The sequence below is a fragment of the Pseudomonas sp. NEEL19 genome, assembly GCF_028751975.1.
In the GTDB taxonomy this organism is placed as follows: domain Bacteria; phylum Pseudomonadota; class Gammaproteobacteria; order Pseudomonadales; family Pseudomonadaceae; genus Aquipseudomonas; species Aquipseudomonas juntendi.
The window spans coordinates 1,106,123-1,127,522 of record NZ_CP081491.1; the positions used below are offsets into that span (position 1 = coordinate 1,106,123).

The window sequence follows — 21,400 nt, forward strand, 5'->3', positions numbered from 1 at the left end:
GTATGAGCGAGATTTTATGGCTGTATTTTTCCAAGGGGTTGTTCATTGTTGCGCAGTAGTTTTAGCTGGCGCAACACAGTGGAACCCCCTTGACCTATTCTCGCCTCATCGCCGGCAAGCCAGCTTCCACAGCACTGTCACAGTGCTGGAACGCTGTGGAGGCGGGGGTTGTCGGCGAGGCTGGCGCTGTGGTCTCAGGGCTGAAACGCCCCGATGAAAATCGCCGGATCCACCCGCGCGTCGTTCAGGCTCACGTTCCAATGCATGTGCGGCCCGGTAGCCCGCCCGGTTGAGCCCACGCGCCCGACTACCTCGCCCCGGCGCAGTTGCTGCCCTACCTGCACATCGATCTTCGACATGTGGCAGAACATGCTGATGAAGCCCTGGCCGTGGTCCACGAATACCGTGCGGCCATTGAAGAAGTAATCCCCCACCAGAATCACCTTGCCATTGGCCGGAGTCTTGATGGGCGTACCTGCCGGCACCGCGAAGTCCAGCCCGGCATGCGGGTTGCGTTCCTCGCCATTGAAAAAGCGACGCACGCCGAACTTGCTCGACAGCGGGCCGTTGACCGGCTTGTCGAGGATCAGGTTGCTGGGCAGGGCTGGGCTGAAACTGCGATAGGCCTTGATCTGCTCAGCCAGCTCGCGGTCGATGCGCTTGAGGTCGGCGGGGTTCGGGTTGACCTGGCGTGTGTTCTTCAGGGTAATGCGCTGTTCGGGGTACTTTTTGCTACCCACGCTGAACGGCAGGTTGCGCCCGCCTTGGCTGAGCACGGCAGTACCCGGCTTCTGGGTCAGCGGGATTCCGACAATGGCCAGCCAGTTGTCCTGCTCCTTGACCACCAGCACCGGCTTGCCGTCGAAGCGCGCTTCGGGGGCGCTGGCGGCAGGGCCGAGGTTGACCACCGCCACGCCGCCGGGCACCGGCTTGTTCAGCGCACGCGTGATGTAACTGGCCTGGGCGCCGCCGGCCAGCAGTAACAGGGAAAGGGCGAACAGGGAGGCAAGCAGGCGGGGCATGTGTCAGTCCAATAGCGAAAGGGTGACCGGAGTCAGGTGATTGTCTTCCACGCGCACCAGCAGCTCGCCCTGGTCCAGGCGTGCCGTAAGGCGTTGGCCGTTGCGGGTCTGTTCGGCGCTGCGGATCGCCTGGCCCTGGTCGTCGAGCAGGATGCTGTAGCCGCGCGCCAGTGTGGCCAGCGGGCTGACCACCTGCAGCGTCTGCAACTGGGCCTGGAAGCGCTGGCGGCGGTCCTTGAGCAGTTCGCGCATGGCCCGTGGCAGGCGCTCTGCCAGGCTGTCCAGGCGCTGGGCCAGCAGCTTCAGGTTGCGCCCCGGGTGTTGCGCGGCCAGGCGGGTTTCTGCCCGCGCCAAACGCTCCCGGCGCTTGTTGAGGCTGAGCAGGAACGCCCGGCGCAGGCGCATGTCCAGGTCGTCCAGGCGCTGGGCCTGCTGGCGCAAGCGCTCGCCTGGGTGGCGCAGGCGCCTGGTGAGCGAGTCCAGGCGCAGGCGGTCATGGCTCAGGCGGTTCTGCATGCGCAGCAACAAGCGCCGCTGCAGCCCGTCCAGGCGTTGGCGAATGCCGCTGCTGTCGGGCGCCAGCAACTCTGCGGCGGCAGACGGAGTGGGGGCGCGCACGTCTGCCACGAAGTCGCTGATAGACACATCGGTCTCGTGACCCACGGCGCTGACTATCGGTGTGACGCAGGCAGCCACGGCGCGGGCCACGGCTTCTTCGTTGAAGCACCACAGGTCTTCCAGCGAGCCGCCACCACGGGCCAGGATCAGCGCATCGAAGCCAAGGCCGTCGGCCAGGCGGATGGCACGCACGATCTGGGCGATGGCCTCGCGGCCCTGTACCGCCGTGGGAATCAGGTTCAGTTCCACCTGCGGGGCGCGGCGGCCGAACACACTGATGATGTCGCGGATCACCGCGCCGGTGGGGGAGGTGATGATACCGATGCGTTGCGGGTGGGCAGGCAAGGGCTTCTTGCGTTCGGCGCTGAACAGCCCTTCGGCACCGAGCTTTTCCTTCAAGGCCTCGAATGCCAGGCGCAGCGCGCCATCCCCCGCCGGCTCGACGGTGTCGAGAATCAGCTGATAATCACCCCGGCCCTCGAACAGCGAAACCTTGCCCCGCACCCGCACCGCCAGGCCATCGCGCAGCGCTTGGCGCACCCGCGTGGCGCTCTGCCGGAACAGGGCGCAGCGTACCTGGGCACCGCTGTCCTTGAGGGTGAAGTACATGTGGCCAGACGCCGGGCGGGCGAGGTTGGAAATCTCGCCCTCCACCCACACGCTGCGGAACACGTCTTCGAGCAGCACGCGGGCGCGGCCGTTGAGTTGGCTGACCGTCAGGACCTCGCGGTCCAGGCCGAGTCGTTCGAAAGGGTCTTTGATCATGGCCGGCATCATACCCTACCGGGCGTTGCGGGCTAGCCGTGATCTTTCATCGCGGCCACGAACTGGCGCACCAATTGCTCTGCATCGCGCCGGCACGCCAGGGCCACGGTACTTTCCCGGCCCCCCTCCAGTGTGACGAAACTGATAGAGGCCGGCGCAATATCGCGCATGCATTGCGGCAGCAGGGCCACGCCAAAACCTGCCTGGATCAGCTGCAACTGGGTCGTTTTGCGCGACAGCACCTGCGCCGCCTGCGGGAAAAAGCCCGCATCCATGCACAACGAGGCCGCCAGGTAGCTCAGCCCGCCGCGCTCACGGTGAGGAATGGAAATGAAGCGCTCGTCGCGCAACTGTTGCAGCGTCACCTGCGCCACACCGGCCAACGGATGCCCGGCCGCCACCGCAAGCAGCAAGGGTTCGCTGAACAGCTCATGCAGCACCACGCCTTCATGCTGGCGAAGCACCGGCAAGCGCAACAGGCCGATATCCAGCCGCCCCGCAGCGATATCTTCCAGTTGCGCCTCCGACGACTGCTGGGCGATGTCCAATGCAACCCCCGGGTTAGCGTGCAGGTAACCGCTCAAACGCGCCAGCAGCGGGCCGGTCAACGGGACGGTGCTGGAGTGGTTCAGGCGCAAGCTTCCTTGCAACCCTTGGCCAATATCGCGGGTCACTCGCTCTGCCTGCGCCAGGTCGGCCAGCAGGCGCCGTGCCCGCTCCAGCAACGCCTGGCCGGCCGGGGTCAGGCGCGGCAGGCGGGCGGTGCGCTCGAACAATGGCGTGCCCAGTTGCTGCTCCAGCTCCTTGATCTGCCGGCTGAGTGCCGACTGCGCGATGAACAGGCGTTCAGCGGCACCGCTGAAGCTGCCGCACTCGGCGATTTCCACGAAGTAACGCAACTGGCGGATGGACGTCATGTCATGCCTTTTCGAGATGGCTTTGGCGATAAAGCCATATTAGTCGGCATGGCTCTCAGCTGGCTAACCTTTGCCTATGCTCCCTGGAACTGTTGCCATGCTCACTGAACTGTCGCTCACCGGCCTTGACTGGCTGCCCATCCTGCTCGGCGTCGGCGTGGCCTACGTCGTCTTTGGCATTGCCGGTTTCGGCACGGCCCTGGTGGCGGGCCCGGTGCTGATCCATTTCATGCCGTTGTCACGGATCATCCCGCTACTGGTGTTGCTCGATTTTGTCGCCGCCTTCGGCAACCTGCTGCCTTCGCGCCGTGATGTGGTGCGCGGCGAGTTGCTGCGGCTGTTGCCGTTCATGGCCCTGGGCTGCACGTTGGGCGTGGTGTTCCTGCTGCGTTTGCAGTCTGACGTGCTGTTGCTGTTGATGGGCCTGTTCGTTACGGCCTACGCGCTGTATAGCCTGGCGGTCAACGTGCGGCCGGCGAACCTGTCGGGTTTCTGGGCAGTGCCAATGGGTACGGCAGGCGGGCTGTTCGGGGCGCTGTTCGGCAGCGGCGGTTTTCTTTATGTGCTGTACCTGAGTGCACGCCTGGAACGAAAGGAACAGGTGCGCGCCACCCAGAGCGCGCTGATCAGCTGCAGCACGGTGGTGCGCCTGGCATTGTTCCTGGTCGCCGGTGTTTACGCCGACCAGAGCCTGCTCTTGCTGGCTGCATGCCTGCTGCCGGTCATGTTCATCGGCTTGTGGGTCGGCCGTGGGCTGACCCACAGGCTGTCGCGCGAAGCCTTTGTGCGCCTGGTCACCTGGCTGGTGCTGGCCAGCGGCTTGGCGCTGATCGGTCGCTACCTCGGCGCCTGAGCGGTAGAATTGCGCCCTTACCGCAGTTTTGCAGGCTTGTACCGTTCATGAACACCCAGAGCATTATCGTTCCCAAGCTGTCTACCGTGCCGGTGCACGAAGCCCGCGCCCGTGCCATCGTGCGCTGGCTGGTACGCGAGAAAGTGGTCGAGGAGCAGCTGAGCACCTGTGGCCGTACCGGCAACCGCATGGGCCACGCCCTGGCGGCAGGCGCCCGCAAGGTGGCCCTGCGGCCTGAGCTGTTGCCTTTTGGCGAGCAGGCCAACGGCCTGGAAGTGATGCTCAAGCGTTGCATCTATACCCCCACCGAAGGGTTTCTTGAAGAAGCCGGCTGCCCGCAGTGCCGGCGCGAGGTGGGCGAGCCGCTGTTCGAAAGCCTGGAAGAATGGATGCCGGCGGTCAGTGACAACTTCACCTGCCCGCTGTGCGGCTTCGAAGATGACATCAATGGCTTCATTTACCTGCAGCCATGTGCCTTTTCCAACCTGGGGTTCATCTTCAACAACTGGGGCGAGGCCGGGTTTACCCAGGCCTTTCTCGACAGCTTCGCCGACTGGCTCGACCAGCCGGTGACGGTGGTGCAGGTAAAACTGCCACACGGCTGACCGAAGGCCCTTATTTTGCATTGAGCGGCGCGCCGTGCATGAGTATAATGGCGCGCTTCCATTTTTCCCGCCCGGGAGCCCCCGCGATGCTGCGTATCAGCCAAGAAGCCCTGACCTTCGACGATATCCTCCTTGTACCTGGCTATTCCGAGGTACTGCCCAATGAAGTCAGTCTCAAGACCCGTTTGACTCGTGGCATCGAGCTGAACATTCCGCTGGTTTCCGCCGCCATGGATACCGTGACCGAAGCGCGCCTGGCCATTGCCATGGCTCAGGAAGGCGGCATCGGCATCATCCACAAGAACATGACCATCGAGCAGCAGGCCGGCGAAGTTCGCAAGGTCAAGAAGTTCGAGGCTGGCGTGGTCAAGGACCCGATCACCATCGACGCCGACGCTACCGTGCGCGACCTGTTCGAGCTGACCCGCCTGAACAACATCTCCGGCGTGCCAGTGCTGGCCAACGGTGACCTGGTCGGCATCGTCACTTCCCGTGACGTGCGCTTCGAAAACCGCCTGGACGCCAAGGTCCGCGACGTGATGACGCCAAAAGAGCGCCTGGTCACGGTGCGCGAAGGCGCCGACAAGAACGAAGTGCGCGAGCTGCTGCACAAGCACCGCCTGGAAAAAGTCCTGATCGTTGACGACAAGTTCAACCTCAAGGGCATGATGACCGTCAAGGACATCGAAAAGGCCAAGGCCTACCCGCTGGCCAGCAAGGACGACCAAGGTCGCCTGCGCGTCGGCGCTGCCGTCGGCACTGGCAAGGACACCGGCGAGCGCGTAGCCGCCCTGGTTGCTGCCGGGGTTGACGTGGTGGTGGTCGACACTGCCCACGGTCACTCCAAAGGTGTGATCGACCGCGTGCGCTGGGTGAAGGAAACCTACCCGCAGGTGCAGGTGATCGGCGGCAACATCGCCACCGGCGCTGCGGCCAAGGCCCTGGCCGAAGCCGGCGCTGACGCGGTCAAGGTCGGTATCGGCCCGGGCTCTATCTGCACCACCCGTATCGTTGCAGGCGTCGGCGTGCCGCAGATCAGCGCCATCGCCAACGTTGCCGCTGCACTGGAGGGCACCGGTGTGCCACTGATCGCCGACGGCGGCATCCGCTTCTCCGGTGACCTGTCCAAGGCCATCGTAGCCGGTGCTTCTTGCGTGATGATGGGTTCGATGTTCGCCGGTACCGAAGAGGCGCCAGGTGAAGTCGAGCTGTTCCAGGGCCGTTCCTACAAAGCCTACCGCGGCATGGGCTCGCTGGGTGCCATGGCACAGGCGCAAGGCTCGTCCGACCGTTACTTCCAGGACTCCTCGGCCGGTGCCGAGAAGCTGGTACCGGAAGGCATCGAAGGCCGTGTGCCGTACAAAGGTGCGCTGGCGGCGATCATCCACCAACTGATGGGCGGCCTGCGTTCGTCCATGGGCTACACCGGCAGCGCAACCATCGAAGAGATGCGCACCAAGCCGGAGTTCGTACGCATCACCGGCGCCGGCATGGCCGAGTCCCACGTGCATGACGTGCAGATCACCAAAGAAGCCCCTAACTACCGCGTAGGTTAAGGCTTCCAGCACTACAAGGATGCGGGGCTGTCACGACAGCCCCGCGTCGTTTCCGATTTCCACTGACGAGATTGAGTCATGGCCCTCGACATTCACGCTCACCGCATCCTGATCCTCGATTTCGGTTCCCAGTACACCCAGCTGATTGCCCGCCGCGTGCGCGAGATCGGCGTGTACTGCGAGCTGCACCCGTTCGACATGGACGATGAAGCGATCCGCGAATTCAACCCGCGCGGCATCATCCTCGCCGGCGGCCCCGAATCGGTCCACGAAGCCAACAGCCCGCGCGCGCCGCAGGCAGTATTCGACCTGAACGTGCCGGTGCTGGGCATCTGCTACGGCATGCAGACCATGGCCGAACAGATGGGCGGCAAGGTCGAAGGTTCCGACCTGCGTGAGTTCGGTTATGCCCGCGTGGACGTGGTCGGCAAGAGCCGCCTGCTCGACGGCATCGAAGATCACATCGACGCTGACGGCGTACTGGGCCTGGACGTGTGGATGAGCCACGGCGACAAAGTCACCCAGATGCCGGGCAATTTCCATGTATTGGCCAGCACCCCAAGCTGCCCGATCGCCGGCATGTTCGACGACACCCGCGGCTACTACGGCGTGCAGTTCCACCCGGAAGTGACCCACACCAAGCAGGGCGGTCGCATCCTGTCCCGCTTCGTGCAGGACATCTGTGGCTGCGAGGCCCTGTGGACCCCGTCCAACATCGTTGAAGACGCCATCGCCCAGGTGCGTGCACAAGTGGGTTCGGCCAACGTCCTGCTGGGCCTGTCTGGCGGCGTCGACAGCTCGGTGGTTGCCGCGCTGCTGCACCGCGCCATCGGCGACCAGCTGACCTGCGTATTTGTCGACAACGGCCTGCTGCGCCTGCACGAAGGTGACCAGGTGATGGCCATGTTCAAGGAGAACATGGGCGTCAAGGTCATTCGCGCCGACGCTGAAAAGCAGTTCCTCGACAACCTGGAAGGCGAAGCCGACCCGGAGAAGAAGCGCAAGATCATCGGCCGCACCTTCATCGACGTGTTCGATGCCGAGGCCAGCAAGCTGGAAAACATCCAGTTCCTTGCCCAGGGCACCATCTACCCGGACGTGATCGAGTCGGCTGGCGCCAAGAGCGGCAAGGCCCACGTGATCAAGTCGCACCACAACGTCGGTGGCCTGCCGGAGGAAATGAACCTCAAGCTGGTCGAGCCGCTGCGTGAACTGTTCAAGGACGAAGTGCGCAAGATCGGCCTGGAGCTGGGCCTGCCGTACGACATGGTCTACCGCCACCCGTTCCCGGGCCCGGGCCTGGGTGTGCGTATCCTTGGTGAAGTGAAGAAGGAATACGCCGACATCCTGCGTCGTGCCGACCACATCTTCATCGAAGAGCTGCGCAAAGCCGACTGGTACCACAAGACCAGCCAGGCCTTCGTGGTGTTCCAGCCGGTCAAGTCGGTAGGCGTCGTCGGCGACGGCCGTCGCTACGCCTGGGTCGTGGCCCTGCGTGCCGTCGAGACCGTGGACTTCATGACCGCGCGTTGGGCACACCTGCCGTACGAGCTGCTGGAAACCGTCAGCGGCCGTATCATCAATGAAATCGACGGCATCTCGCGCGTGACCTATGACGTGTCGAGCAAGCCGCCGGCGACCATTGAGTGGGAATGATCCCGCGTCCGGCACTGCCCGGCACGATCTAGCAAAAAATGCCCTGAGGCCCGCGTAATTGCGGGCTTTCGGCTTTTTGGGTCTGGCAAGTTCAGGCAGCGTTTTGCATCGCCAAGCATGCTTTTTTTATGGCATGGTACGGGGTACCAACTGCATCTGATGCCATGCATGACGCTTGATACCATGTCCCTTGTTTCAGGATGGGCATGGTATCGGGATAGCCAAGAGGCCCGGTTTTACTGGGGTTAAGCCCCATTCTCCCGCGCTTTTCAGAGCATGGTATTTTTTCATGGAATAAATGGAAGCCATGCTTACTGATACCAAGCTTCGAAACCTCAAGCCGCAAGACAAGCTCTACAAGGTGATTGACCGCGATGGCTTGTACGTGGCGGTCACACCGGCCGGCTCAATCTCCTTCCGCTACAACTACTCCATCAATGGCCGGCAGGAGACCATCACCTTCGGTCGTTATGGCTTGGGCGGGATCACTCTGGCAGAGGCACGTGAGCGGCTAGGGGAGGCGAAGAAGATGATCGCCGCAGGTAAGTCCCCTGCTAAGGAAAAGGCGCGTGCGAAGGCTCGTACCAAGGGCGCAGAGACCTTTGATGATTGGGCTGAAAAATGGCTGCGCGGCTACCAGATGGCGGACTCGACACGAGATATGCGCCGGTCAGTCTATGAGCGCGAATTGAAGCCGAAGTTTGGGAATCAGAAGCTCGCTGAAATCACTCATGAGGATCTGCGGGCGCTGACTGATGCGATAGTTGAGCGGGGGGCGCCTGCAACTGCTGTCCACTCCCGTGAGATCGTGCTACAGGTCTATCGCTGGGCCATTGAGCGTGGCCAGAAGGTTGAAAACCCAGCGGACCTAGTGAGGTCTGCCAGCATCGCCAAATTTGAACCACGTGATCGGGCGCTGACGCCTGATGAAATTGCGCTGATGTACCAGTACATGGATCGGATCGGAACAGCGACGTCGGTTCGTGCCGCAGCCAAACTCCTGCTGCTAACGATGGTGCGCAAAAGCGAGCTGACCAATGCGACGTGGAGTGAAATCAATTTCAGCGAGGCGCTATGGACGATCCCCAAAGAGCGGATGAAGCGCCGAAACCCTCATTTGGTGTTTCTGTCCCGGCAGGCATTGGATTTCTTCATTGCGTTGAAAACTTTGGCCGGAGGTTCTGATTACATCCTGCCGTCACGCTACGACTCCGATTTGCCAATGAGTGCCGCCACGATCAACCAGGTACTGACACTCACCTATCGCCTTGCCCAAAAGGAGGGGGTGCCGCTAGGTAAATTCGGCCCCCACGACCTGCGCCGCACGGCTAGCACGCTGTTGCATGAGGCGGGCTACAACTCCGACTGGATCGAGAAGTGCCTCGCGCACGAACAGAAAGGTGTGCGAGCCGTTTACAACAAGGCCGAGTATCGGGATCAGCGCCGTGCGATGTTGCAGGATTGGGCGGACATGATTGACGAGTGGACGCTTAGGAAACCTCGTGTAGCGGATTGATTCTAAGCCTCACTGGCCAAACAGAGCACACGACTTCGCATGTGTTTGTGGCGACATACCCACTTCGGTGGGTTTTTTTTCGTCCCGAAATAGGCGTTTCAGGGACACTTTTTTTCTATCGAATTTCCTTAATAAAACTGCAGATAAAACAAGGCATTGCGTGACTGTCCCTGTCCCGAAATTAGACGTTTGTTGGACGGTTAAGACATTGATTTATAAGGGAAAAACTAGAAGATATGCTGGAAATTACCGGAAATGTGGGGCAATAATCGAACCTCGAGTGATGACGGAACGAGGTATTCGTTGTGGAAAAAGAATCGAGAAAAGAGAGCAAAGTATTGATCAGCAAGAAACAGTTGCTGGCAATGATTCCGCTATGCGAGCGCACGATCTACAACTTTGAAAAGCAGGGAAAATTCCCTCGCCGGATTGCGCTCAGTAGCCGCAAGGTCGTGTGGGATCTGTGCGAGGTCGAAGAATGGATTGATGCATGCAAGGGCAGTGGCCCGGCTCCGCGGCCAGGAATGGGAGCCTGAATTGTGGCGATTGACTTACGGGAAGCGTTCGAGAGTGAGCCTCCCACTCTAGACTTCATTTGGCCGGGATTCCTCGCTGGTACAGTAGGAGCTTTGGTAGCTCCCGGAGCTACAGGCAAAAGCTTTTGGGCTTTGGAAGCTGCAATGGCCATCGCATGCAGCGTTGCAGGCGGGGATCTTGTAGGGCTCGCCCCAGCATGTGCTGGCCGCGTCGTCTACTTCGCAGGAGAAGACCCAGAAGCCGCACTCGTGCGCCGGATTCATGCCATCGGTCGGCACCTGAATCAGCAGGCACGTGAATCCATCGCGAGGAACCTTACCCTTGAGCCAATAATGGGTAAGCGGCTGAACGTAATGGATGATCGGCATCTTGCCCGGGTCAACGAGTTTTGCGACGGTGCCCGGTTGATCGTACTGGACACACTCAGCCGGATTCACGACCGTGACGAGAATAGCAACGGTGACATGTCGCGGCTTGTCGCTACGCTTGAGCACGTTGCTGCCAACACCGGAGCATCGGTGTTGTACCTTCATCATGTCAGCAAGGGTAGCGCCCGCGAGGGGCAAACCGATCAGCAGCAGGCAGCGCGTGGTGCATCAGCTCTAATCGACAATGCCCGTTGGTGCGGCTTCGTGGCCAAGATGACCGAGGACGAAGCAAAGCGACTGAGTGACCGCACCTATGAGCGACAGCCTATTGGCAACGACAGGCGCAGTTTTTTTGTCCGTTTTGGTGTAAGCAAGCAGAACTACGATGCCACCCCGCTCGACCAGTGGTACCAACGCCAGGAAGGAGGCGTTCTTGTGCCGGTTGAACTGGCGGAAGTGAGGAAGGGGAGCCCGCTGCAATTCGCAAACGGAAGTGATGATGAGCGGTGGTAACTCCGTGGTCCCCACCAGTACTATCGCACAGGCCAGAGTGATGCTTTATCAGCCTAGCCAGCGCCCGCGTCTGCGCGAAGGTGATTGGGCTGAGACATCATTTGGGCGCTGCCGTGTAGCAGGTCGACTGGGGCAGAGACACGCGGACGTATTGGAAGCGGTCCTGTACTGCGCAGAACGTCGGCGGCCTGTCTCCGATGGTGGCGTAGAACTTCTGGTAGATCCCGCGCGAGTGAGAAAGACACTTTCCGATAGCCGCTACAGCTTCTCACAGCTCGAAAAGCTGCTGGCCGAGCTTCGGGCTGCAACGATCACAATTGAAACGACGCAATTTGATTTTCCCATCATCGGCGGGTTGATTGATCACGTTATCCCTTCCCCCATGACACGTCCCGATCCTCTGACAGGAGGAGCGCGGAACCTATGGCGGGTGCGGCTCGGAATTGCGTTGATGATGCTCCTTGAACATGATCTGAGCCTGTATTACGACCCGGCCCCAATAGCTCGCCTCCAGCACGGGATCAGTCAAGCGATAGCTCGGCACCTTTTAAGCCACAAAGTAGTACCAGCGGGCGGTTGGTATCTAGACACCGTTATCGTGGCGGTTGCCGGACAAGCCTCAAGTCAAGACATGCGCAATGCGCGAAAGAGGCTTAGGGAGGATGCTGAAGATCTACGACGAATTGGGCTTGTGCTCAATGGTGATCGTATTACAAAGGCGGTGCTCGCAACTCCTGAAGCGTTTCACACTCGCCCGATGGCGTGTCACATCCGCCCGGAAGCGTTTCACACCCGCCCGGTGCGTGCCACACCCGCCCGGAGTTAACAGGATATTCAGGATATTCAGTCCTGCGCGGCACAGCCCGCGCTTAGGCGCGGTCAGGCCTTGCACAGTCGGCCTACGGCCGTTTTAGCACCAAAAGGAAAGGGCGATTATCCGTCGAGGCGCAACAGGAGTGCCTAGACGCTTACGTGATGGTCAGTGTTGCTGATCGGCTAGAAGTTGATCAGACCGCGGCGTATGGCCAAGCAGCAATGTTTGGTCAATGGGGGCTGAGACAAGTCCGTGCGTATTACTAATCTTGCAGCCTCGGGGTAGGTGTACGAAGCCCGTGCGTATTACTAACGGCGAAGCTCCCGTGATGAAATTTCACGAGTAAGTTGCGCGCCGTCTGGAAGGCAAGCCCCGCCCTAGGGCGGGGGCGTGGGACTGGTCATCGGTCACAGTTTTTCGCGGTTCTCATGTTTCGCCGCTTCCTTCGCAGCTTGGATGGCCGTTAATACTTGCTGGTTCAGGCAGGCGCTACTCTTGCTTCCCAGCATTGGTAAACGATTGATGATCTGTGCCCCGGCAAACATACGATGGGAAGCCGATAAAGCGAGCGGGCTTATCCGAAGCTGCAAGGCTGTGTATTGGCGATCCAGCTTATCGAGCTGCGGCCCATAGCCTTTGCTGCGCAGCCACCGACCGAGTGCCCACATGCCTATGGCTAACGTTGAGGCGAGTACTATGAATCCAGCAAACATAAGGACTTCTCTCATGGTTGGTTTTCCGATTGGTTGTTCGAGGTCATGCCGGGCAACTGGAGCGTTGCGAGGCGGTCGGGGGTAGGGCTGGTGTCGGAGGCGGGACGGATGACATTGGATTCCTCTTGTGTGGATTTAGCAGCTAACTCCACTTCATTAGTCGGACTCACCGAACCGCTACCCTCTGGAAGAGGTGCTGGAGATCCTGAGCCAGGATGCAAGGCATGCGCGTTCTCCATACCCGGCACTGACATTGATGCCATTACGCCGAGCATTTTTGCTGCACCACTAGCCGCTTGCGAAAGCGTGTTATTGGAGCCGGTGGCTCCACCTTTTGGTGTCGTAGGCTGTTCCTTGCCATCATTTCCCTGCGCTGACTTTCCGGCATGTTTGACGGCCTGCTGTACGCTGCTGCTAGGTTGAGAGGGCGATGGTGATGGGGCCGTATTGGCGGTGCCGCCGCCGACCCGCGAACCGGCGGTGCTAGCCCCTTTGGCGGCAGCGCTGCCGCCTGTACTGGTGCCAACGCTCGCGGATGAGGCCATGCCCCCTGCGGAAGACGCCACTTCCCCGGCCGAGCTGGCGCCGGCAAAGCTGGAGTTGATTGCACTGGCCAGACTGCCACTTGCCCCGGCCACACCTGTACCCGCCCCGGCTGCACCGAGCGTGCCGGCCGCCGCTGGGGCCGCTGCACCGGCTGTTGCGATCGTGGCCATCGCCGCAGCTGCACCAGCAGCACCGGCCACTGCCATCCCGCCTATGGCCGAGCCGCCGCCCATTGAGGTGCCGCTAATCATGCCGCCGATTACGTCAGGAATAGTTTTAGTGAGGTAACAGCAAACCAAGGCCAAACCGACCATAGTCATTAATGACGCTTCGTCACTGGTGTAAGCGGCCAACCACTGTTATGCCGACTGTACGATCAGGCCGACAATCAGAGTGAGTACAAATAGCTTGGCACCAATCGCAACGGTGAAGCGCATAGGTGCAATCGCAAAATCTCGCGTCCATTGCGAACCGCCGAAGCCGAGGAAGAGCACCGAAGCATTGATGATGACGTAAGACTCCACGAGCGTCACAAACATGAACGCAGCGATGAAGGCGAAACATGCCAGTACAAGGATCGCGCACACGGCGATCAGAAGTCCCTTGGCCGGAGAGAACACCGAAATGCCCTTTACCATAGTCCGGCCAAAATCCAGCGCAACTGCCAGCATATCGCCGGGTTCTAATGCACGCCCGAGACCGCTCGCTGATGCCGCCGCATCTCGGAAGCTGTCGACAATGGCAGTCGACCATTCCACCGAGTACTTCATGACTGCGAGGAAGAAACCGATTACCAGTACAAAGCGCAGCAGCTCGCCGACAATCTCGCCGAAATCAGCTTGCTTCATAACTAGGGGCATGAAAGTCCAAATGAACTGGATCGAGGCCAGCAGCCAAAACAGTCTGATCGCATAGTCATACAGCTTTCCTGACCACTGGTGCGACTGTTGCAAAACGAGGTCGAGTAGGCCCTGGACGGATGTATCTGCCTGGGCAAGGTCAGTCGAGGCCATAGCATCCGCACTAACGAACACGCTCGCCAAGGCGAGTAACAAAAATAGGCGACGATCCATAGCTAGTACCCTTTGACGCCGCCGCGAGTGTTCGGGCGCGCATCAAATGAGGCATCAGCGTCATGCTGTTGCCGTTGTTGCTCGGTCATCGCAGTACATGCGCTGTCGCTATGAACGACTACGGTGAAAATGCCACCGGCCATTGCGGACCCGGCGCACATCAATACGATGAGCCATCTTGAAATAGTCATTTCAGTATCCCTTCACGCCGCCGCGTGTGCTTTTGCGCGCTTCAAACTGCTGTTCGGCAGCTTCGCTAGCTGCCTTCCGGTCCCCTTCCTGAGCCAGGTAGTTGCCCTGCATGTTGATTTGCGTGGCAACGAGATCGCGCAGCTTTTGCAGTTGCTGCACGTTCTGCGATGCGATTTCGTTGCCCGCCTGAATCGCCTGCATCCTTCCAGCGGCATTTTGTGAACGAGCCATCATGCGTTCGAGTTGGGCATCTTCCGATTCAAAAGTGCTGGTGTTTATATTTGCTGCACCCAAAGCGCTTCTAACGTTGTCGCGACCTTGTTCAGACCACCTTTCATAACGATCCCGCGTCTGCACCTCTCCAGAGATAGCCGCTTGAGCTAGATAGTCTTCAAAACCGGGATAGGCTGTGTTGAACTGCGCGTCCATGTTCTGAATATGACGGCCGAGTGCTTGTGAACGCTGATAGATGTTCACCACGCTTTTCAGGTCGGCGGCGATGCTACCAAACATAGAGTTGGGTAAGCCCGAGCCCTGAGTGAGCATATTTTGGTACTGCTGGATTTGGGTTTGGAGTTGCTCAGCAGTGTTCAAAGCTGTGTTTACCTGTTCGGCGTACTCGAACATTTGCTGGTAAAACGTTGAGCAGTTTGAGCAGTAGATGGCATAAGCCGGGCTTGGTGCTATGTAGAGACTCGAACCAATGCATAAGCTCGCCACTATAAGTCTCACGTTTCGCCCAAAATTTCTGGCGATGTAGGCCGGTAATTTCCCTAGTTCTGGTTTCATCTAGAATTCCTCGTTTTGTCATCATCCGATGCTCAATTATTCACCCATATGGCCAGCTTATGAATATGCGGATAACTTTATATCCGCATACAAATCAATGGATTGAGTCCCGAAAGCGTCCCGAAATCAAAACGATTTCGTGCGGAGAAATCTGATTTTATTGAGGATTTCAGTCGTGCGCGGGCGATCATGTAGCCGTCTGACTTAGTGTGAGATTTAAGAAAAAAAGCCCACCGAAGTGGGCTTTTTGGCGATAACCACGCCGTCAGTGAAGTGCGCAGTAGGGGTTTGGTGTGCGATACATGTCACGCTCTGCTTCAGGAATACGCAGTGTTTCGAGCTGCCATTCTTCAACTAGAAAAGCCAGCTCGGCCGCAAGACGTTGGGCTGTCACGACCTTCGCTCTAGGTCGCCTGCTGGGCCGGCCTAGGCAAGCTTGCAGCTCGTTGAGTTGATTAGCCAATTCGTTGATGCGATGAGCTGTCTTCATGGTCAATTTTCCTTGCTTATCTTTTCGACGATTCTGTCAAATTCCTCTCGGACTTGATCATCCGTAAGTTCAAGATTAACCAATCCTGATTTTATTGCAATTCTTCCGATTCTTTCAGCAGCCTCGTTGTCGAGTTTTGCAAGACGAGCCTTAGCTGTTTCTAATTCGGAAAGCGCATCGGTCCGGCGTTCTGAAAGGGTCTTTCTAGCCAATTTTTTCTCCTTTTGGTTCCTATCTAAAGCACTGCTTTTGCTGCGGTCTGTAAGGATTCTAGCGGTGCCCGAAATTTATGACCATATGAGATTTTTCTTGCGCAAGGTAAGGTGCGCGGTGCGGGCGTCGGAAGTTTTTCAACAGTTTGGTTTGAACTTCTTCCACTGTTTTCGTTGAATCCACTCTGATAGTAAATTTAAGGAAGTTGAAGGAAATTTAAGGCAATTCTGGAGAGGTTAATGCAACTCAAGGCAACTTTAGGATAATTAGAGAAATTAAAGGAAATTGCTTAGGAAGTTGCGTGACTAAAGCGGAAAGTAGCCTTGAATTGCACTCGGCTGGACGGCAAGATGTGTGTTGTACCGGTACGGGCAAGCCCGATCCGGTACAACACCACCCTTACTCACCTGTGGCTCGACGGTATCTTGCTCTGCGAGGCTGACAGCCGCTACCGCGACTAAGAAACCAAAGAGGGGGATTAATGTCTTCTGAAACCGTTGCAGATGAGCCGAAAAAGAGTTCTCGGGGAACGCGCCCGCGACGTGAGCGGATCGAGGTGTGGGTGGACGCCCAGGAGAAGGTGGAACTAACACGGAAGGCAGCCGCAGCGGGGATGTCGAGCGCCGCGTTTTTGAGGGCTGTTGGTCTAAATACACCAATTCAAGCACGAGCCGATCTTGAAGCTGTACTTGAACTGGTAAAGGTAAACGGTGACCTTGGCAGAGTTGCAGGCCTATTGAAGTTATGGCTCGCAGAGAAGCGGGGCCAGGGTGCGCGTCCGGTTGATGTTGAAAAAGTAATGATAGAGTTTCGAAGGCTACAGACTTTGGTTGTTGGTATAATGAGCGCGATTGTTTATGCACGAAAATGACGAAATGACGAAATGACGAAATGACGAAATGACGAAGGCAAACACTAGGCTGCGTTGAGCAGCCTAGTTTGCCTAGATGATCTTAGGTTTTTCCCTGTCCTGTGAGTCTCAAGTATTCTGAGTCTGCGATTCCGATCCTCATCCAGTTTCGTACCAGTCCCGCCATCTCGCTTGCGGCACGCGTGTATCTGATTTCTCCGAGCCAATGAAACTCTTTGCCCTCTGAGTCAAGGAGCTTAAAGCTTTCGTCCTCGGATTTCCTTGCTAGAACGCGCTGAACAGAGGTATCTGGTGTAAAGAAAAAAGTCCTAATAACAGGCCTTTTCGAGTCTAGACTCAGTAAAGTCTCTTCGTCGCTACTCTCTTTAAGAACTACACCATATCTTTTGTTCTCGATTTTTGCGGTTAGAAAGACAAAAGGTGTGTCAGCTTCTAGTCGAAGGGTGTCGCATGCTGGGGTTAGGCAAATCAGATACTCAAAGATTTCAGGTGATGTTTCACCTTTGTCGTCGGTTTGTGAATCTCTGATTTTGTGCTTTACCAAAGTACCAGTGGTAAGAGAAGGGCGCCAGGCATCAGTTCCATGAAGTTTGGAACGTCCATATGCTTCCCTTTTCAAAGCTACTAGCCTTGCAAACTCGTGCTGGGATTTTTTTGAGTCGTCCTGAGATCCTGCCAAAGCTGAAGAAATAAGATGGCGATGGTCTTTGGTTATTCTTATTTCATCTGTGTCGCCGTAAAAATAGTTATCATCTTTAATTCCGTTTCTGAGCATTTCATCAAGTAGCGCATAATCAATGTTTTTCTTGCCGGCGGTTTGGTTTTGGATGTTTGTTTCATTGGCTGCCAGCCACTTGGAGATTGGCTTCAAATCAAGGTAGTGATCTGCCACGGACTCTATTCCCAGTGCGGCATCGCACTCTGCAACGAACAGCTCTCGTAACATTTCTGAGACATCACCCGGAGGATTGGTAATGATGTAGTTTGAAACATATGCCGCATCTAGCCAATTGCCAAATCTTGTAAGCATATGATGTGCGCTTTTGCGAATAGCACCTACGGCTGCCATCGAAAAAGCTGGAATCAAACCATCTGCGAAGCGAGAAAAAATCTTGATGAGCTCAGATGGGAGCTCTGAGGCCGAGGTTGTCGCCTTGTTCCTCATGATAACTATAGTGTTGGCGCCTACTGCGCAGAATTCTTCACCATCAAGGTCACTAAGCTGAATGCCGCCCTTGAGAATATATTCTTTAGCATCGTTGAATATGTTGCTCTTTAATGGTTCGCCTGTGTAAATACATATAAGTCGCAATCTGCCATTTTCAAGCGAGTCTGATTCGGATATTTTTTGAAGTATCTGTAGTGTTAATGACTCGTCTTGCTTTTTCAGATACCAGTCGATTATTACTAAGTCTGAAACCTTCGCGGCCGCTACCGCACGGTTGATCTTTTCTACATCCTGTGTGTCATTATCATCTGGCAGAACAAAGGCACACGCTATTCCTTTCGAAGCGAAATCATCAGAGATTGCACGAACATCCAGGTCGTGACGATTTTCCGAGACGACGGCATCTGGAATGGTTAATTCGGGTAAATCTTCCCCCAGTCCATTATCTGGAACTTCCGGTATAGCGGTTTCTGTGTGGTTTTGTTTGACCCACGGTTCGTTGTCTATGACTACTGCGGTTTTGAGGAATTCTTTGACCGCACTTTGAATATGTTCACTCCAGATCTCATTTGCGTTTGGAGGAGGGACTTCAGCCACTGCCGCTACACTTTCCATATTATTCATCATGCATGTCCATAGAACAGATCTTGAACTGAGGGTTCTGGTTAATTCCCGAGCGGTTGAGCTCAATGCTAAAGCCTTCACGATTCAGAGCTTCGCGGCTTACAGCAAGGCCCATTCCTCTTCCACCAGGTTTTTGGGTTTCGCCAAACTCAAATATTCGCCGCTGCAGACGCTCCTCGATCCCAGGTCCGTTATTTGATATCAGGAAACCTTCACTGTCCGCATCCAGTGTTATTGTTTTTTCACCCTGTACGCGGCTGTCGAGCCAGTAGATAGCGTTATCCACTATGTTTATAAACGCACCTATAATGGCTGAGGATTTACAGCTCACTTTAAATCCTCTGAAAGGTAGCGTGGCCTCGAGCCTTATATCAGATGAGGAGAGTTTTTCTTCAAACACATTACGGATGACATTTAGGATTTCGCTTCCTGATATTTCCACTGTCGAACGGTGCATTCGGCGACCTAGCGGGTCTAAGACTTTGAGGTATCCATCCAAGTGCTCAATGTGGTCGCGTAATTTTTTGTAGATTTTGGCAAGAGGTGGGTTTTTATCAGCCCAAGGTTTGAGCTCAGACATTGCACTGCGGATGCCGCGAGCAGCACCCTCGAATTCATGTTGTAAAATGCCGACCGACATACCCATTTGGGCAAACTCTGAGTAAAATTCAACTTGTTCTTCTAAAAGCTGATTTCTTGACTCAAGTGCTCCAAGCTGATCATCTAATGTTTCTCGGATTTGCACACTTTCCGAAAGGTCAACCATTTGCCTCTTTAGAGATTCAAGTAGGCTGCTTTCATGGGCTTTTAGTGAAATGATTTTTTGTTCTGTTTCTCTGCGTAGAGCATCTAGTTTTTCCGGATGCTCGGCTGATTTTTTAGTGAATTCACTAATAAGATCTTCCATGTTAGCACGCAGTTCAGAAAACTCTTCCTTAAGCACGTTTTGTAATGTGCTTTGCATTTTTTCACTTGCATTCGCAGCTTCGCGGCGAAGCGATACTAGATCTCTTACTGTCGCGTCTTTTTCTCTTTCAATATCGTGAAGGGCGAGGGCCCTAAGCTCGGAGAGGGCAATTCGTCCCTTATTTTCCTTTGCAATTATTTCATCTACATCACTCCGGAGCTTGTCCAAGGTTTCAGTAGCTAGTTGTTTAGACACTTCTTCATATGCGAACCAGTCTTTTTGCATTCGCTTGGTCAGCTGAAGCCCTCTAGGTAGTGAGAGCTGAGCTTGGCGGGTAAGTTTCGCGATGCGTTGCTTTGTCTCGGACTCTATAAGTCTAGAGTTGTGGGCAAATTCTTCGTTAGAAGTCGTTTTGGCTAGTCTTTCTATCTTTTCAGAAAGCTCATCAAAGATAAATTTTGATTCGTTTTCGAAGTGGCCGGAGTTGTAAAGTTCGAAGAATGAGTCTAGTTGTTTTTGAAATTCCTTTCTTCGAGATTCAGCTTTTTCTTTTTGCTTTTTTAGCAGTTTGGCTTGTGCTGCAAAAAGCTCCTTTCCTTCGTTGTAGTCCTCGCCTTGAGGGGAGGTGTCTCTGAAGAACTCGTAAGCAAGTTGCTTAAAAAAATTAACTAATATAGAACGAAAGTCACGGTATGCGAGATTTTCTCTGAAGCCCTCTCGACCGGCCTTTTCGGTCAATGATCCATTCAAGGAGTGCTTTATTTCGACGTAGCCAAATCCTCGGCGATATGAAAAATACCAATCTTTTGCTGAAAATGTTCTTCGCTTCTCAATATCCAGCCAATCTACATCAGAGTTGCCATAAGGCAACACTCGAATGCCATCTCTGTAAATATACAAGCCACCGACTCGGTCGGTTTTAGAAGACATTTCTTGCCAGTCGGTCGGGTTGAGTCGAGTTTCGTTCGGCCTACCTTGAACATATCCGTATCTGAATGTGAATGGGCCGCACCTAGGCGCTCGCCCCTTGCCATCTAACCAGTTACATACATAGGGGCGAGGTTTTCCATAGATAGAGATTGTGCCTACGAATTGACCTTGTTCATTAAACTTCCCCTCAAAGTACTGGTCGGTTCGGTCAAAGTCTTCGCTGGTGAAAAAACTTTTGGGGCCAATGCGTTCATGCGGCCCATCTGCGAGGTGGTCTCTGAACTCAGTTTTTATCACTGGCTCAACTGTGGACATTGCATTCGAAAAGCCCAAGAGGTTTCTTTCAAGCTTCGACGATTCACGATCAGTGCCACTATCAATATCATCGTCTAGCTCTGGAGCTACTGGGAGTACAATGAATGTAGTGCCATGGCCGTTACCTGAGAGGGATAGTGAATCTTCTCTGCTACTTCCATCACTTTGAATATTGAGGGTTTTGTCTAGCATGTCAGGACCAATGCTCCTGACCTGTTCCAATGTTGCGCTCAACTCAGCAAAGGCTTCCGAAGATATCTCGGTCCTTAGATCCTCTAGGTTTTTGGCAACACTATCGGCGAGGCGGCATATGTCTTCACGGGTCGGCAATACACCATCAGGGAATTCCGCCAGAGGAACATCAATTGCGCTAATATCAAGACCAGGTTGCTCAAAAAGCCCCCAATGTACCAGCGCGACCACTAGATTTTTCAATCCGTCAGGACGGCTAGCCCTCGTCATGAGGATTGTAACTGGTGCGATTACCGCAATCGCCAGCCTTCCTATTCCTTTCTCCCCCATGATTGCGCGCTTTGGGAGGTTCTTAGGGCCCCGCCATTCTTCGTCATCAGAGTCATTCTTTGAACTATTTGCGTTGACCCGGGATTCTGTGCCGAGAGTGAGCCAACGATTTTCAACATCGTGACGGGTCATGCCATATCCATCGTCACGCAGAACCAACACGCGGTTTCGCCTGAAGTAGTCGACCTCGACTCTTTCCGCATAGGCGTCATGCGCGTTTTTAAACAACTCATGGATCGCATTGGGGATACCAGCGATCTGCTGTCGACCGAGCATGTCGACAGCTCTAGCTCTAACCCTGAGCTGT

20 protein-coding genes are annotated in these 21,400 nt (G+C 56.1%); 9 read left to right on the forward strand and 11 right to left on the reverse strand.

All coding sequences use genetic code 11. The annotated features are described in order from the left end of the window. Positions 1 to 194 precede the first annotated feature (194 nt). From K4A76_RS04970 to K4A76_RS04980, 3 genes are read right to left on the reverse strand one after another with little or no spacing between them, the layout of a single operon-like run. Entirely contained in the window at positions 195 to 1,022 is an 828-nt protein-coding gene (locus K4A76_RS04970) for a M23 family metallopeptidase (RefSeq protein WP_054912860.1), read from the reverse strand. Positions 1,023 to 1,025: 3 nt separating this feature from the next. Next, on the reverse strand, positions 1,026 to 2,405 hold the full coding sequence (gene xseA, locus K4A76_RS04975; RefSeq protein ID WP_274411667.1) for an exodeoxyribonuclease VII large subunit: 1,380 nt from the start codon (positions 2,403 to 2,405) through the stop codon (positions 1,026 to 1,028). Between the two features lie 32 nt (positions 2,406 to 2,437). Next, positions 2,438 to 3,322 carry a LysR family transcriptional regulator gene (locus tag K4A76_RS04980; RefSeq protein ID WP_274411668.1) on the reverse strand — a complete coding sequence of 295 codons (885 nt, stop codon included), beginning with the start codon at positions 3,320 to 3,322 and terminating at the stop codon, positions 2,438 to 2,440. Between the two features lie 97 nt (positions 3,323 to 3,419). On the opposite strand from K4A76_RS04980, the gene K4A76_RS04985 reads away from it, so the two are divergent. The 8 genes from K4A76_RS04985 to K4A76_RS05020 all read left to right on the forward strand — a co-directional run bounded on the left by K4A76_RS04985 (position 3,420) and on the right by K4A76_RS05020 (position 11,752). Continuing rightward, complete coding sequence (locus tag K4A76_RS04985) at positions 3,420 to 4,175, forward strand: sulfite exporter TauE/SafE family protein (protein ID WP_274411669.1); 756 nt, start codon at positions 3,420 to 3,422, stop codon at positions 4,173 to 4,175. A 47-nt stretch (positions 4,176 to 4,222) separates the two neighbouring features. Next, entirely contained in the window at positions 4,223 to 4,780 is a 558-nt protein-coding gene (locus K4A76_RS04990) for a hypothetical protein (RefSeq protein WP_054890223.1), read from the forward strand. 86 nt (positions 4,781 to 4,866) lie between these two features. Beyond that, a complete protein-coding gene (gene guaB, locus K4A76_RS04995) occupies positions 4,867 to 6,336 on the forward strand; it encodes an IMP dehydrogenase (protein ID WP_003255025.1) in 1,470 nt (489 codons plus the stop codon). A gap of 78 nt (positions 6,337 to 6,414) precedes the next feature. After that, a complete protein-coding gene (gene guaA, locus K4A76_RS05000; RefSeq protein WP_009683420.1) occupies positions 6,415 to 7,992 on the forward strand; it encodes a glutamine-hydrolyzing GMP synthase in 1,578 nt (525 codons plus the stop codon). Positions 7,993 to 8,299: 307 nt separating this feature from the next. Further along, a complete protein-coding gene (locus K4A76_RS05005) occupies positions 8,300 to 9,508 on the forward strand; it encodes a tyrosine-type recombinase/integrase (protein WP_274412270.1) in 1,209 nt (402 codons plus the stop codon). Positions 9,509 to 9,813: 305 nt separating this feature from the next. After that, positions 9,814 to 10,044, forward strand: a complete 231-nt coding sequence (locus tag K4A76_RS05010) for a helix-turn-helix transcriptional regulator (RefSeq protein ID WP_073663419.1) — start codon at positions 9,814 to 9,816, stop codon at positions 10,042 to 10,044. A 3-nt stretch (positions 10,045 to 10,047) separates the two neighbouring features. Next, positions 10,048 to 10,926: a helicase RepA family protein gene (locus tag K4A76_RS05015; protein ID WP_126632426.1), complete on the forward strand. Its 879-nt coding sequence runs from the start codon at positions 10,048 to 10,050 to the stop codon at positions 10,924 to 10,926. Between the two features lie 232 nt (positions 10,927 to 11,158). After that, positions 11,159 to 11,752, forward strand: coding sequence for a hypothetical protein (locus K4A76_RS05020; protein WP_274411670.1), 594 nt, complete (start codon positions 11,159 to 11,161; stop codon positions 11,750 to 11,752). A 395-nt stretch (positions 11,753 to 12,147) separates the two neighbouring features. Here the strand turns inward: K4A76_RS05020 and K4A76_RS05025 are convergent, their stop codons facing one another. The 6 genes from K4A76_RS05025 to K4A76_RS05045 all read right to left on the reverse strand — a co-directional run bounded on the left by K4A76_RS05025 (position 12,148) and on the right by K4A76_RS05045 (position 15,755). Beyond that, on the reverse strand, positions 12,148 to 12,468 hold the full coding sequence (locus tag K4A76_RS05025) for a hypothetical protein (RefSeq protein ID WP_274411671.1): 321 nt from the start codon (positions 12,466 to 12,468) through the stop codon (positions 12,148 to 12,150). After that, positions 12,465 to 13,319, reverse strand: a complete 855-nt coding sequence (locus tag K4A76_RS23840; protein ID WP_443218412.1) for a hypothetical protein — start codon at positions 13,317 to 13,319, stop codon at positions 12,465 to 12,467. Before K4A76_RS23840 ends, K4A76_RS05025 begins: the two co-directional genes overlap by 4 nt. 39 nt (positions 13,320 to 13,358) lie before the next feature. Next, a complete protein-coding gene (gene trbL / locus K4A76_RS23845; RefSeq protein ID WP_443218413.1) occupies positions 13,359 to 14,072 on the reverse strand; it encodes a P-type conjugative transfer protein TrbL in 714 nt (237 codons plus the stop codon). 192 nt (positions 14,073 to 14,264) lie between these two features. Then, positions 14,265 to 15,053, reverse strand: a complete 789-nt coding sequence (gene trbJ / locus K4A76_RS05035; RefSeq protein ID WP_274411672.1) for a P-type conjugative transfer protein TrbJ — start codon at positions 15,051 to 15,053, stop codon at positions 14,265 to 14,267. A 265-nt stretch (positions 15,054 to 15,318) separates the two neighbouring features. After that, positions 15,319 to 15,543, reverse strand: a complete 225-nt coding sequence (locus K4A76_RS05040) for a hypothetical protein (protein ID WP_274411673.1) — start codon at positions 15,541 to 15,543, stop codon at positions 15,319 to 15,321. Between the two features lie 2 nt (positions 15,544 to 15,545). Then, positions 15,546 to 15,755 (reverse strand): TraC family protein, encoded by a 210-nt coding sequence (locus K4A76_RS05045; RefSeq protein WP_274411674.1) that lies wholly within the window; start codon positions 15,753 to 15,755, stop codon positions 15,546 to 15,548. A 482-nt stretch (positions 15,756 to 16,237) separates the two neighbouring features. Here K4A76_RS05045 and K4A76_RS05050 point away from each other — a divergent pair, with 482 nt between their 5' ends. Further along, positions 16,238 to 16,627 carry a plasmid mobilization protein gene (locus K4A76_RS05050; protein WP_274411675.1) on the forward strand — a complete coding sequence of 130 codons (390 nt, stop codon included), beginning with the start codon at positions 16,238 to 16,240 and terminating at the stop codon, positions 16,625 to 16,627. Between the two features lie 82 nt (positions 16,628 to 16,709). On the opposite strand, the gene K4A76_RS05055 is transcribed toward K4A76_RS05050, so the two are convergent. Both K4A76_RS05055 and K4A76_RS05060 read right to left on the reverse strand, forming a co-directional pair. Next, positions 16,710 to 18,419 carry a response regulator receiver domain gene (locus tag K4A76_RS05055; protein ID WP_274411676.1) on the reverse strand — a complete coding sequence of 570 codons (1,710 nt, stop codon included), beginning with the start codon at positions 18,417 to 18,419 and terminating at the stop codon, positions 16,710 to 16,712. Then, the gene (locus tag K4A76_RS05060; RefSeq protein ID WP_274411677.1) at positions 18,412 to 21,369 is read right to left on the reverse strand and encodes an ATP-binding protein; all 2,958 of its coding nucleotides are present in this window, start codon (positions 21,367 to 21,369) and stop codon (positions 18,412 to 18,414) included. The genes K4A76_RS05055 and K4A76_RS05060 overlap by 8 nt, the downstream gene beginning before the upstream one ends. Positions 21,370 to 21,400 lie beyond the last annotated feature (31 nt).

Excerpts from the sequence above, each read along its gene's own strand:
- trbJ (WP_274411672.1), bottom strand. The coding sequence starts at position 15,053 with ATGAAACCAGAACTAGGGAAATTACCGGCCTACATCGCCAGAAATTTT.
- K4A76_RS04970 (WP_054912860.1), bottom strand. The coding sequence starts at position 1,022 with ATGCCCCGCCTGCTTGCCTCCCTGTTCGCCCTTTCCCTGTTACTGCTG.
- K4A76_RS05060 (WP_274411677.1), bottom strand. The coding sequence starts at position 21,369 with ATGCTCGGTCGACAGCAGATCGCTGGTATCCCCAATGCGATCCATGAG.
- guaB (WP_003255025.1), top strand. The coding sequence starts at position 4,867 with ATGCTGCGTATCAGCCAAGAAGCCCTGACCTTCGACGATATCCTCCTT.
- K4A76_RS05050 (WP_274411675.1), top strand. The coding sequence starts at position 16,238 with ATGTCTTCTGAAACCGTTGCAGATGAGCCGAAAAAGAGTTCTCGGGGA.
- K4A76_RS04990 (WP_054890223.1), top strand. The coding sequence starts at position 4,223 with ATGAACACCCAGAGCATTATCGTTCCCAAGCTGTCTACCGTGCCGGTG.
- guaA (WP_009683420.1), top strand. The coding sequence starts at position 6,415 with ATGGCCCTCGACATTCACGCTCACCGCATCCTGATCCTCGATTTCGGT.
- K4A76_RS05005 (WP_274412270.1), top strand. The coding sequence starts at position 8,300 with ATGCTTACTGATACCAAGCTTCGAAACCTCAAGCCGCAAGACAAGCTC.
- K4A76_RS05040 (WP_274411673.1), bottom strand. The coding sequence starts at position 15,543 with ATGAAGACAGCTCATCGCATCAACGAATTGGCTAATCAACTCAACGAG.
- K4A76_RS05055 (WP_274411676.1), bottom strand. The coding sequence starts at position 18,419 with ATGAATAATATGGAAAGTGTAGCGGCAGTGGCTGAAGTCCCTCCTCCA.
- K4A76_RS04980 (WP_274411668.1), bottom strand. The coding sequence starts at position 3,322 with ATGACGTCCATCCGCCAGTTGCGTTACTTCGTGGAAATCGCCGAGTGC.
- xseA (WP_274411667.1), bottom strand. The coding sequence starts at position 2,405 with ATGATCAAAGACCCTTTCGAACGACTCGGCCTGGACCGCGAGGTCCTG.
- K4A76_RS05025 (WP_274411671.1), bottom strand. The coding sequence starts at position 12,468 with ATGAGAGAAGTCCTTATGTTTGCTGGATTCATAGTACTCGCCTCAACG.
- K4A76_RS23840 (WP_443218412.1), bottom strand. The coding sequence starts at position 13,319 with ATGACTATGGTCGGTTTGGCCTTGGTTTGCTGTTACCTCACTAAAACT.
- trbL (WP_443218413.1), bottom strand. The coding sequence starts at position 14,072 with ATGGATCGTCGCCTATTTTTGTTACTCGCCTTGGCGAGCGTGTTCGTT.
- K4A76_RS04985 (WP_274411669.1), top strand. The coding sequence starts at position 3,420 with ATGCTCACTGAACTGTCGCTCACCGGCCTTGACTGGCTGCCCATCCTG.